This window comes from Duganella guangzhouensis (assembly GCF_009674535.1).
GTDB lineage: Bacteria > Pseudomonadota > Gammaproteobacteria > Burkholderiales > Burkholderiaceae_D > Rugamonas > Rugamonas guangzhouensis.
The window spans coordinates 1-12,033 of the sequence record NZ_WKJK01000043.1 but is presented as its reverse complement, the minus strand read 5'-3'; the positions used below and the strand labels follow the sequence as shown (position 1 = coordinate 12,033).

8 protein-coding genes are annotated in these 12,033 nt (G+C 64.3%); 1 reads left to right on the top strand and 7 read right to left on the bottom strand.

Translation table 11 applies throughout. From position 1 onward, the window contains the following. Positions 1–91: 91 nt before the first annotated feature. The 6 genes from GJ699_RS33510 to GJ699_RS33485 all read right to left on the bottom strand — a co-directional run bounded on the left by GJ699_RS33510 (position 92) and on the right by GJ699_RS33485 (position 9,757). Positions 92–1,036, bottom strand: a complete 945-nt coding sequence (locus GJ699_RS33510; RefSeq protein WP_154383750.1) for a hypothetical protein — start codon at positions 1,034–1,036, stop codon at positions 92–94. A 137-nt stretch (positions 1,037–1,173) separates the two neighbouring features. After that, the gene (locus tag GJ699_RS33505) at positions 1,174–3,165 is read right to left on the bottom strand and encodes an FAD/NAD(P)-binding protein (protein WP_154383749.1); all 1,992 of its coding nucleotides are present in this window, start codon (positions 3,163–3,165) and stop codon (positions 1,174–1,176) included. A gap of 70 nt (positions 3,166–3,235) precedes the next feature. Then, positions 3,236–6,385, bottom strand: coding sequence for an efflux RND transporter permease subunit (locus tag GJ699_RS33500; protein WP_154383748.1), 3,150 nt, complete (start codon positions 6,383–6,385; stop codon positions 3,236–3,238). A 3-nt stretch (positions 6,386–6,388) separates the two neighbouring features. Beyond that, the gene (locus GJ699_RS33495; RefSeq protein WP_154383747.1) at positions 6,389–7,552 is read right to left on the bottom strand and encodes an efflux RND transporter periplasmic adaptor subunit; all 1,164 of its coding nucleotides are present in this window, start codon (positions 7,550–7,552) and stop codon (positions 6,389–6,391) included. Positions 7,553–7,676: 124 nt separating this feature from the next. Continuing rightward, the gene (locus GJ699_RS33490) at positions 7,677–9,032 is read right to left on the bottom strand and encodes an ATP-binding protein (RefSeq protein ID WP_371867748.1); all 1,356 of its coding nucleotides are present in this window, start codon (positions 9,030–9,032) and stop codon (positions 7,677–7,679) included. Next, complete coding sequence (locus GJ699_RS33485; RefSeq protein ID WP_154383746.1) at positions 9,029–9,757, bottom strand: response regulator; 729 nt, start codon at positions 9,755–9,757, stop codon at positions 9,029–9,031. The genes GJ699_RS33490 and GJ699_RS33485 overlap by 4 nt, the downstream gene beginning before the upstream one ends. 194 nt (positions 9,758–9,951) lie before the next feature. Here GJ699_RS33485 and GJ699_RS33480 point away from each other — a divergent pair, with 194 nt between their 5' ends. Continuing rightward, entirely contained in the window at positions 9,952–10,512 is a 561-nt protein-coding gene (locus tag GJ699_RS33480; protein ID WP_154383745.1) for a Spy/CpxP family protein refolding chaperone, read from the top strand. Here the strand turns inward: GJ699_RS33480 and dsbD are convergent. Continuing rightward, on the bottom strand, positions 10,513–12,033 hold a 1,521-nt coding region (dsbD, locus tag GJ699_RS33475), incomplete at its 5' end, for a protein-disulfide reductase DsbD (protein WP_154383744.1).

The following is a 12,033-nucleotide window of genomic DNA, read 5'->3' as shown; positions in this document are numbered from 1 at the left end:
CGGGGTCAATCCTCCCAAAGCTACACGGGCTCTACCGTAGCGGAACGCTACGGTAGAGCCCGTGTAGCTTTGGGAGGATTGACCCCGGATTTTAGCGCGGTGGTGGTGGCGGACGCGATGGCCGCGGTGCGCTGCCCTGGGTGTATTCAGGGAACATTTCTTTCATCAGGAAGGCTTGCAGTTCACGCTCGTCTTCCGGACGCGCGCTCAGCGTCACGACTTTGCCCAGTCGATGCGATTCCCACTGGAAGTCGCCCTGCTTCTCTTTGCGGATGATCTTGATCATTTCCTTGACCACTGCGGTCTCGATATCCTGCTCGGCGCCCTGTTCGACGTGGATCTGCTGCAGCCACTTGCGCTTGAAGTTGGTGTTCCAGCCGCGGAATTTGACTTCGGCGCTGTGGTAGCTCTTGTCGACCGAGAACACGCCACCGGTATCGTCCTTGTCGCTGCCATTGCTCTGACCGGCGGCGTTGGCGCGGCCGATGTTGGCCAGCGCGATGCGCTTGGCGCGATCGGCTTCGCTCTCGACCGGCGGCGACGGCGGTGCCGGCGGATTCAGCGCCTCACGCGCGGCGCGGCGCTTGGCGATCATTTCGGACATGTCGGCCTCGGGCGGCGGCGTCATGGTGGCCTGCACCGGTGGCACAAAGGTTTCCAGCTTCGGTTTGGTCGCCGCCGGCGTGTCTTTGGTGACGGTCTTGCGGGGCGGCGGCGGTGTCTTGGCGGCCTTGGATTGCTCTGGCTTGGGCTTGGTGATGGTCTTCACCGGCTGCTTTTTCTCCGGCTGCGGGGTGATGTAGACCATGTGGCCGCCTTTGGGCGGCGGTGCTTTGTGCGGCCGGGGCGCGGGCGCCAACAGGTAGTACAGCACGCCCAGCAAGTGCAGGCCGATCGAGATGCCAATACCGATACGCTTGGTCTTGGATTTGCGCTCATCCCAGGTGGCGAAGCCTTCCTGCGCGGACGGCAGGCGTTGACCGCAGGTCTCGCAGTAGTCGGAGCTTGCCGAGAGGATGTGGGAGTCGTGGTGCAAGATGCAAACCTTGTGGAACGCAGAAGTCGTCAAAATGGGCCCATAGTGCCAGAGTCCCGCTCTTTTGGGAACCGCTGCAAGGTAGCCACTTTACAAGTTTCACGCCTTGACGGGTGTTACCGTATGTATCAACAGCTTTACAGAGTGCTATCGGATATGGCACTGGCGGCGGCCCGGCGCCGGCTGCCGCGACGCTGATTACCGCCCATTGTAGCAAGCATGGCGGCAACACTGTGTTCGGCGTCCAACACCTGCCGCGATCTCAGCTGGGGGCGCGGCAAGGCGTGGGTGTAATAGTGCGCGCCTTCGGTCAGGTAGCCGAGCGCCCAGAGGTTGGGCAGCGGGGCGCCGTGGGCGTCCAGCGGCTGGCCGGCGCGGTTGATGTCGATGCCGCCGGGGTGGAACAGGCCGTTGTAATAGGGCCGGATCAGGCCGCGTTTGAGTACATTACGGATAAGTAAGGATGTGTCGGTTTCGGGAAAAAACGGGTCCAGTCTTGCCATTACGATCACGTCGGCGGCGGCGTGGTGGAGGCCGTTGCTGAATTTGGTACGCAGCTGGTAGGTGGAGTCGGCGCTGTCGATGTCGATGCTGCAGCCGGGGCCGGCTTGCAGCTGGATCACGCCGGCGTCCAGCAGCGCCAGCAGTTCTTCGTTGCGGCGTAGCGGCGGGCCGAAGGCGGTGCGGTTGATGGCCGGGTGCCAGACGTTGAGGAAGCGGCGGTGCGAGGCTGGGGTCAGGCCGCCGTGTTCGATCGCGGCTTGCAACGTGGCGCGGACGTCGCGCAGGACGTCGGTGGCGGCTTTGGTCGGGCTGGCAAGGTTGCCTTTGCGGGCTTCGGCCAGGTCGGCTTGCAGCCAGTCGCGGAAGAAATGGCGGAATTCGGTTAGCGAGGCGAACTGCCGGTTTTGCAGGGGAAATAGCAGGTCGGCGAACAGCGCGTCGTCGTCCAGCGGTACGGTGGGCGGCGGCGGGGACGCGGCGGCGGGCCGGAGCGCGGCGACAGGCGACGTGGCGGCGGGCGCGATAGCGGCGGAGTGGAGCGCGGAGGCAGGCGGCGCGGCAAGGGCCGCGATGGCGGCGGGAGGGGACACGGCGGCGGTGGCGCGGTAGACTTCGATCATTTCGCGCTTGAGCAGCGGCAACAGTTCGCGGCCGAAGTCGAGTTGGCGGCTGCCGCGCGCGATCAGGGCCTGGCGCCGCAGCGCTTCCACCGCGTCCGGCGTGAAGTGGCGCGGCTGGTGGCGTCCATCCAATCCCTTCTGGTTCACGCCGCGCGCCGCATAGGGCAGGCAGTTGCGCGAAAACAGCATCAGCTGTGGCTCACGGCCGGAGCGCACATAGCGCAGGCCGCCCTCCCCGGCGACAAACTCGCCGCCCCGCCCCACCGTCAGCTCGGCGATCACATCGTGCGCGCTCAAGCCCAGCCCCTGGATCGCCACCCGCGCGTCGGCGCCGATGCGCGCCAACTGCTCCACCGGATACGCCTGCCGCACAAACGCCAGCCGGGCGTTATAGCGCGCATGGTCCTGCGCAAACTTGGCCAGCCAGGCATCCAGATCGCTGGGCAGATTGCTGCCATGCCCGGTGGTCAGGAACACGTAATCGCTGACCACCAGATAGCCGCTCTCCAGCTCCACCAGATAACGTCCATCCGGCTGCCGGCGCAAATCCACCGCGCGCTGCCGATGCTGGGTCAGCGCCACGCCAGCCGGCAGCGCCGCCGCTATCTGCTGGTAGACCCAGCCCAGATACTCGCCCAGCAGGCTGCGCGGCAGATAATCGGCATCGCTGACGTCGTGGCCGCCTGCGCCGCCCAGCCGGTAATACCGCGCCCCCACGCGCCGATACCCCACCAGCCGCGCCCAATCGGTCAGCGACAGCGGCGCGCACACCGGTGCATGCCGCACCGCGCCCGGCGCCGGAAACATGGTGACCTGACAGGCCAGGGTATTGATCAGCAAATGCTGCGGCTGACGCGCCACATGCACGCCCTGCCCGCAATCGCCGGGTTCGATCAGAATGATGTCGAGGAGAAGCCGCTGATGCAACGCGGCGGCGGCGAGGCGTTCAAAAACGCTGAGCCCGCGCGGGCCCATGCCGATGATGGTGACGGTGTGACGTTTCATCCAGTCGCCTCTTTATCGTTGAGCAAATGCCCATGATAAAGAGGCGACCTTCAGCCTGAGTTGTCACCGCTCAATGCTTGTTCACGGCCTTCAGCGGCACGGCGTGCACTTCGCCGTGCGCTGGTTTGTCCAGCGCCGCGTCGGCAGCGATTTCACCGTCGCTCATCGGGCCGGTGCCGCTGTACTTGTCGAGGAACAGGTAGATCACCGGCGTGATGTACAGCGTGATCACCTGCGAGAAGATCAGACCGCCCACCACCGCCAAGCCCAGCGGCTGACGCAGCTCGGCGCCGGCGCCCAGACCCAGCGCGATCGGCAGCGCGCCCATCAGCGCCGCCATGGTGGTCATCATGATCGGACGGAAGCGCAGGATACAGGCCTGACGAATCGCCTCCTCCGGCCGCATGCCCTGATTGCGCTGCGCGTCCAGTGCGAAGTCGATCATCATGATGGCGTTCTTCTTGACGATACCGATCAGCATCAGGATGCCGATGATGGCGATCATGGTCAGATCCAGATTGAACAAGCGCAGCGTAATCAGCGCGCCCACCGCCGCCGACGGCAGGCCAGCCAGAATCGTCAGCGGGTGGATGTAGCTCTCGTACAGCACGCCCAGCAGCACGTAGATCACGCCCAGCGCGGCGATAATCAGAATCAGCTGGCTGCCCTGCGAACTCTGGAACACCGCCGCGTCGCCGCCGTAGTTGGTGATGATCGATGGCGGCAGATGCATGTCAGCCGCCCACTGGTCGATCTTGGCGGTGGCCACGCCCAGCGGCACGTCCGGCGCCAGGTTGAACGACAGCGTGATCGCCTGCAGCTGGCCTTGGTGATTAACTGCGGTCGGGCCGATGGTGCGCTCGACGGTGGCAAAGCTGGACAGTTGCACCAGCTGGCCGGTCTTGTTGCGCACCGAAATCTTGGTCAGCGCGCTGTCGAACTGGCGGTCGGCGTCGGCCGCTTCCAGGATCACGTAGTAGCTGGCGGCCGGCGAGTAAATGGTCGACACCTGACGCTCACCAAAGGCCAGGTACAAGGCGGTACGAACGTCGCCGATCGCCACGCCCAGGTTGTTGGCCTTGTCGCGGTCAATCTTCAGCGACGCTTGCAGCCCCCGGTTCTGCGAATCGCTGGTGACGTCGCGGAAGTCCTGATCGGCGCGCATGCGGTCCATATATTTTTCGGCCCAGTCGTTCAGCGCGCCGGGACTGACCGATTGCAGCGTGTACTGATAGCGCGACTTGGACTGGCGGCCGCCCAGCTGCAGATTCTGCACCGGGCTCAGATACACGGCGATGCCCGGCACCTGCTTGGTGGCTTTGCGCAGGCTGTCCAGCACCTGCGGCATCTTGGCGCGCTGGTCGCGCGGTTTGAGCACCAGGAACATGCGGCCGGTATTGCCGCCGCCAACGAACGAGGTGACGTCCTGCACATTCGGGTCGGCCTTGATGACGGCCGCCACGCGCTCCTGCGCATCCATCAGCGCCTGCGACGAAATGTCTTCCGAGGCTTCGGTATTGACGCGGATCTGGCCCAAGTCTTCCTCGGGGAAGAAGCCTTTCGGGATCGTGACGTACAGCACCGCCGTCAGCGCAAACGTGCCCAGCGCGGCCAGCAGCACGATGTAGCGGTGATGCAGCGCCACGTCCAGCGTGTGGGCGTAGAAATTACGCAGGGCGCCAAAACCGGCCTCGAACCAGCGGCCGATGAAGTTGCCTTTGTCGTGTTCCGGATCGATGGCGTCGGCCGGCAGCAGACGGCTGGCCAGCATCGGCACCAGCATCAGCGACACCGCCGCCGACACCAGCACCGACAGCGCCACCACCACGGCGAATTCGTGGAACATCAGGCCGATCACGCCCGGCATGAAGAAGATCGGAATAAACACCGCCACCAGCGACACCGAAATCGAAATAATCGTGAAGCCCATTTCCTTGGCGCCGACCAGGGATGCTTCCAGCGGCCGCTTGCCCATCTCGATATGGCGCACGATGTTTTCCAGCACCACGATGGCGTCGTCGACCACCAGGCCGACCGCCAGCGTGATGCCCAGCAGCGAAACGTTATCCAGCGAGTAGCCAAACGCGTACAGCAGCGCCAGCGCGCCCAGCAGCGAGATCGGCATGGTGATGGCCGGAATAAACGTTGCGGCGGCGCGGCGCAGGAACAGGAAGATCACCATCACCACCAGTCCCACCGTCAGCAGCAGGGTCAGGTTGACGTCGTGGATCGCTTCGCGGATCGACACCGAACGGTCGTTGACCAGGTTGATGTTGATCGAGGCCGGCAACTGCGCCTTGAACTGCGGCAGCAGGCGGCGCACGCCGTCCACCACTTGCACCGTGTTGGCGTCCGGCTGGCGCTGCACCAGCAGCACGATGGAGCGCTCGCCGTTGTAGCTGCCGGCCGCCTTGGTCGACTGGAAGCTGTCCTGCACGTCGGCCACGTCCTTCAGGCGCACCGGCTGGCCGTTGCGCTGGGCGATGATGAGCTCGGCGTAATCGGCAGCCTTCATCAGCTGGGCGTTGCCCATGATGGTCAGGGTCTGGCTCGGGCCGTCCAGAATGCCGAGCGGGGTGTTGGCGTTGGCCGATTTGATCGCGGTCTGCAGTTCGTCCAGCGTCAGGTTGCGCGCATTCATCAGGTCGGACTTGGCGCGGATGCGCACCGCGAAGCGCTTCTGGCCGTTAACCGTGACCTGGGCCACGCCCGGCAGCGTCGACAGCGATGGCGCGATCAGGTTTTCGGCGTAGTCGTTCAGCTCGGACAAAGTCAGCGATGGCGAGTTCATGGTCATGAACAGCACCGGCGCGTCGGCCGGGTTGACCTTGCGGTAGGACGGCAGGTCGGTCATCTCGGCCGGCAACTGGCGTTGCGCGCGCAGCAGTGCCGCCTGCACGTCCACCGCCGCTTCGTTGACGTTGATGCTAGGGTCGAACTCCAGCGTCAGCGAGGAATTGCCCAGCGTGTTGACCGAGGTGATCAGCGATAGCCCGGCAATGGTCGAGAACTGTTTCTCCAGCGGCAGCGCCACCGAGGACGCCATGGTGTCGGGCGAAGCGCCCGGCAGGTCGGCCGAGACGTTGATCACCGGCGTGTTGTAGCTCGGCAGCGCGGCCACCGGGATGTAGAAGTACGACAGCACGCCGGCCAGGATCAAGGTGGCCGACAGCAGCACCACCATCACCGGGCGGCGGATGCACAACTCGGAAAGGTTCATCGCTTAGCCTTTCTGTTTGGTTCCATCGACCTTGGCATCGGCCGGCTTGTCGGCGGCGGCGATGCGCACTTTGCCGCCGGGACGCAGGTTTTGCTTGCCCTCGACGATGACTTGCTCGTCACCATTCAGCCCGGACACGGCGGCGTTGTCGCCAAAGGCGTACAGCCGCTTGATATTGACCACTTTGGCGGACTGGTCTTTGTCCACGGCGTAAATGAAGGTGCCGTGGGTGTTGCTAATAATAGCGTTTTGCGGGATCACCGTGGCGTCTTTCAGCACGTGCGAGATCAGCTTGGTGTTGACGTACTGGCCCGGCCATAGGCTGGTGTCCTTGTTCTCGAACTCGGCCTTGACGCGGATCACGCCGGCGATCGGGTCGACCGTGTTGTCGATGAAGCTGAGCTTGCCGTTGACGGCGACACTGGAATTATCCAGCGTGACTTGCACCGGCACCGCGCCCTGGCGTTGCGCCGCCATCAGGCCAGCCAGCGCGCTTTCCGGCAGCGTGAAGGCGACCGTGATCGGGTCCAGCTGGGTGATGGTGGTCAGCGACGTGGTCATCTGCACCAGGCTGCCCGCATAGACGCCGATGGCGCCAACCCGGCCGGTCATCGGCGCGCGGATCGCGGTGTAGCTGGCGTCCACGCTGGCCGAGCGGACGGCGGCGACGTCGGCCTGCAGCAGCGCGCGGGCGGAATCGACCTGGCTCTTCAGCGTGTCGACCGCGCCCTGGGCGATGAATTTCTTGTCCAGCAATTCGAGCGAGCGCTTGTATTGGCGTTCGTAATCGGCCAGCGAGGCGCGGTCGCGCTCGACCTGGGCCTGGGCCTTGTCGACATTGGCGCGCTCGGTGCGGTCATCCAGCGTGAACATCAGCTCGCCGGATTTGACGAACTGGCCTTCCTTGATGTGCACCTTGGCGATGGTGCTGGTGGTTTGCGGATGCAGGTCGACGGTGCTGATCGGCGTTACCGTGCCATTGGCTTGCAACTCCACCGGCACATCCTGCCGCTTCGGTGCAATGATGCTGACCACGGTGGGTCCCTGCTGGGCATTCGGCGACTTTTGGCCGCCCGCCGACTCGGCGCTGTGATGGGTCAGATACCAAATACCGCCACCCACCACGATGATCGCGCCTGCCAGAGATGCTAAGGAAGTTTTTTTCATTTTAATAATAATTTTGACGTCGAAAAATATTGCCGCCATGAATAAGCGGAATATTGTCGCATAGTATCTACTGGAAAAACTGCACCGTCATGACCGCCTGACGGTTTTTTCTGACGTGTGTCTGTCAGTTGCCGACGTAGTATTCCGGCACCACCAGAGTCACCTCCAGCCCACCATCCTTGTGGTTGGTCAGGGTGACGTTGGCGCCGTGCTGCTCGGCGATATTGCGGGCGATGGTCAGCCCCAGACCGGTGCCGCCGGACTCGCGCGAACGCGAGGTCTCGATGCGGTAGAACGGTTCGAACACGCGCGCCATCTGGTCCGGCGCAATGCCGGGGCCACCGTCGCGGATGCAGATGCGCGCCGAGCCGACCAGCCGCTCCACCGTGACGTGGGCGTAGTGGCCATACTTGACGGCGTTGTCGATCAGGTTGACCAGGCAGCGACGGATCGCCAGCGGCCGGCCCATCAGCGCCATCGCAGCGCGGCCGCGCAGTTCGACCTGCTGGCCGACGTCGGTGGCGTCGCTGCAAACGCTGTCGAGCAACGCGTCCAGATCGAGCGCTTGCATGGTTTCGCTGGAATCCATGCTGCGCGCCAGGTCCAGTCCTTCCTTGACCATTTGCTGCATGGCCGACAAGTCGTCGATCAGGCGTTGCTTGAGGTCGTCGTCGTTGACCTTTTCCAGCCGCAGCCGCAGCCGCGTCAGCGGCGTTTGCAGGTCGTGGGTGATGGCGGCCAGCATCTGGGTGCGCTGGGTGATGTGCTGGCGGATGCGCGCCTGCATGGCGTTGAAGGCGGCGCTGGCCTGGCGGATCTCGGCGGCGCCGCTCAGCACCACTGGCGGGTGGTTGATGTCGTTGCCCAGATCCTTGGCGGCCTGGGCCAGGCGCTTCAGCGGCCGCATCGACATCCGCGCCACCCAGTAGGCCAGGAACAGGATCGACAGCAGGAACGGCGTCAGCAGCAACAACTCGTTATTCGGCGTGGCCGGCGCCTGGCGCGGTGGCAGCACCGACAGTTTGAGGATCTTGCCGTCGTGTAGCTGCACGTTCATCGTTTCGCAAGTGCCGCGCCATTGGCTGGAGGCGAACAGGCTGCTGGTCTGGCGCGGCTGGTCGCACACGGCCGGGTGCTCGGCCAGCGGGCTCAGCTTGTAGCGCTCACCCAGGCGTTGCTGCAACGAAGTGGAGAATTCGGTCGCCATCAATGCCTGCGCCTCCGGCACGTCGCTCATTTCCAGCTTGACGGTGCCGCGGTTGGCGGCCAGCAGGAAGGTCGGACGCGCCGTTTCCGGCATCACGTCGGCGGTGGTGATCAGCTGCTCGGCTCGTTCAAGCGCGTGGAAGTCGCGATAGCGTTCCAGCGCGCGGATGCGTTCATTGACGGCCAGCCACTGAGTCAGCGCCGCCGAAGCAACGATACCCAGCACCAGCACCAGGAACACGCGCCCGGTCATCGAACCGAGGAAAGCTTTCACGCTTGCGGCTCCACCGAGACTTGGCCGGCCAGCACGTAGCCGCCATTGCGCACGGTTTTAATGATTTGCGGCATGCGCGCGTCCTCGCCCAGCTTCTGGCGCAGGCGGCTGATCTGGATGTCGATCGAGCGGTCGAACGGATCGGCGTCGCGGCCCTGGGTCAGGTTCAGCAACTGGTCGCGGTTGAGCACGCGGTTCGGGTGTTCCAGGAATACCTTGAGCAGGCGGAATTCGGCGCCCGACAGCATGATGACGATGCCGTCCGGATTCAGCAGGTGGCGCGCGGTCAGGTCCAGCGTCCAGCCGGAGAATTTCATCTGCTGCGCTTTATCGGCGCCGGCGCCGACTGGCATCGCGTTGCTGCGGCGCAGGACACTGCGAATGCGCGCCAGCAGTTCGCGCGGCTCGAACGGTTTCGGCAGGTAATCGTCGGCGCCCATTTCCAGGCCGAGGATGCGGTCCAGCGGCTCGTTGCGGGCGGTCAGCATAATCACCGGCAGCGTCGAGTGGGCGCGCAACTTGCGGCACAGCGTCAAGCCGTCATCACCCGGCAGGTTAAGGTCGAGCACGACCAGCTCCGGGCGGGCTTCGTCCAGCAGCTTCCACATGGCCGCGCCATCGGCCGCGCACAGCGCGCGGTAGCCGTTGGATTCGAGGTAATCGGCCAATAAACTGCGGATATCGCGGTCGTCGTCAACGATTAAGATAGTAGATGTCGGTTCCATACCTTCATTATCCATGCAAGACCATGCGCCAATTGTATCGTCTTGTATATGAGATAGCTGTTATCGACGAAACATCTGGATACAAATCCTGAGACCAGAGCAACGTAAGAGCAACCTTCGAGCGCCAATATGGCTACAAGCGCGGCACACATTGAACGCCGCGATGTACTCAACTCAACGATGAAGGAACGACCATGAACATCTTACGCAAAAGCATACTGATCGGTTTTACCGTGTTGAGCATGGCCGCCGCGCACGCTCAGGAAACCAAACCCGCGCCGAAGCAGCACGATGCCCGTCCTAGCAAGGAACAAATGCAGACCCGTCTGGCCGATATGTACGCCAAGCGCCAGGCCCGTCTGCATGATCTGCTGAAGCTGACCACGCAGCAGGAATCGGCCTGGGCCACCTATCAGGCCGCCATCAAGCCGGCCGCGCTGGGCAGCGACCATCCGGAACACAAGCCGGGTGAAAAGCTGAACGCGCCGCAGCGCCTGAACCTGGCGCTGGACATGACCAAGAAGCGTGAAGCTTTCCTGGAAACCCGCGTCAAGGCCGTCACCGCGTTCTACGCTCAGCTGAATCCGGCGCAGCAAACGCTGTTTGACGAGCACGGCCTGGGTGGCGGTCGCGAGGGCTGGCATGGCCGTCGCGATCAGCGCGACCACCGCGATTTCCGTGGCGGCCCACGCGGCGGCTGGGGTGAGCACGGCCACGACCAGCACGAAGGCTGGGGCGGCCCACAACGCGGCTGATCAGTTCAGCGCGTTCAGGGATGCGGTGAATTTCGCTGCATCCTGGAAGCCGATCACCCGCGCCTGCGGGATTTCTTTCCCCTGCTTGTCGAACAGAATGATGCCAGGCGGGCCGAACAGGCCGAAACGCTTCAGCATGGCCTTGTCTTCGTCGTCATTGGCGGTCACGTCGGCTTGCAGCAGGATGGTGTTGGCCAGTTTGGCGCGCACCTGCGGATCGACGAAGGTCAGTTTTTCCATTTCCTTGCAGGACACGCACCAGTCGGCGTAAAAGTCCAGCATCACCGTTTTACCGCCGGTTTGGGCGAGGATGGCGTCAAGTTGTTGCACATTCTTGATGCGTTTGAAGGTCAGCGGGGTGTCGTGCGTCTGGCCGGTCAGGTGGGCCAGCGGCGCCAGCGGGTCACGTCCGCCGCTGACCACGCCGATCAGCTGCGCCAGGCCCAGCACGGCAAACAGCACCCCAACGGTTTTAGCGAGCCATTGTCCCCGATTTAGCAGCAGATACATGCCGTAGCCGACAAACAGCGCGGCCCAGCCCATCATCTGCACGACGACCGGCAGCACCGGCGACACCAGCCACCAGCCCACCGCCAGCATCAGCACGCCGAAGAAGCGTTTGACCGCGTCCATCCACATGCCAGCCTTGGGCAACAGCGCACCGGCCGACACGCCGACCAGCAGCAGCGGCACACTCATGCCGACCGCCATCGCAAACAGCGCGCTGCCGCCGATCACCACATCGCGCGACTGGCTGATGTAGACCAGCGCGGCCGCCAGCGGCGCCGCCACGCAAGGACCGACGATCAACGCGGAAATCGCGCCCATCACGAACACGCCGGCCAGCTTGCCCGACGCCTGGCGATTGGACGCCGCGCTCAGCTTGCTTTGCAGCGCGGCCGGTACCTGCAATTCATAGAAACCGAACATGGACAACGACAACAGCGCCATCAGCAGCGCGAAGGCGCCCAGCACCCATGGGTTTTGCAGCGCGCTGGCCAGTCCTTCGCCCGCCAGGCCGGCCGCGACGCCGAGCGCGGTATAGACCAGCGCCATGCCCAGCGCATAGGTGGCCGACAGCGCCAGACCACGGCTGCGGCTGGTATTGGCGCCTTCTCCGACGATGATCGAGGACAGGATGGGCACCATCGGCAACACGCAGGGCGTGAACGACAGGCCCAGGCCCAGCAGGGCGAACAACGGCAGGATGGCGAGCAATTTGCCGCTCTTCAAAGCGGCTTCCAGGCGGCCGGATTCACTTGCAGGCACTGGCGCACTGGCTGCAGCCGGACCGGCGACGACTGGTGGCGCTGGCGGCGTCATCTCGGCGGCAGTTGGATAAGGCACGCTGTAAATTTTGACGCCCGGCCCGGCCGCTGCCGGTTTACCGCCGTCCACGCCCGCACTCACGGCGCCCTGTCCTGCCGCGCCCGGCGCCGGTGCAATCGCGCCGTTGCTCCCGCTCGCACCGGCCGCCGTAGCACCACCCGCTGCGGGGGCCGCGCTCGACGCCGCGCCACC

Bases quoted from the DNA above. Each gene is read 5' to 3' on its own strand.
- GJ699_RS33505 (WP_154383749.1), bottom strand. From the start codon at position 3,165: ATGAAACGTCACACCGTCACCATCATCGGCATGGGCCCGCGCGGGCTC.
- GJ699_RS33500 (WP_154383748.1), bottom strand. From the start codon at position 6,385: ATGAACCTTTCCGAGTTGTGCATCCGCCGCCCGGTGATGGTGGTGCTG.
- GJ699_RS33495 (WP_154383747.1), bottom strand. From the start codon at position 7,552: ATGAAAAAAACTTCCTTAGCATCTCTGGCAGGCGCGATCATCGTGGTG.
- GJ699_RS33485 (WP_154383746.1), bottom strand. From the start codon at position 9,757: ATGGAACCGACATCTACTATCTTAATCGTTGACGACGACCGCGATATC.
- GJ699_RS33480 (WP_154383745.1), top strand. From the start codon at position 9,952: ATGAACATCTTACGCAAAAGCATACTGATCGGTTTTACCGTGTTGAGC.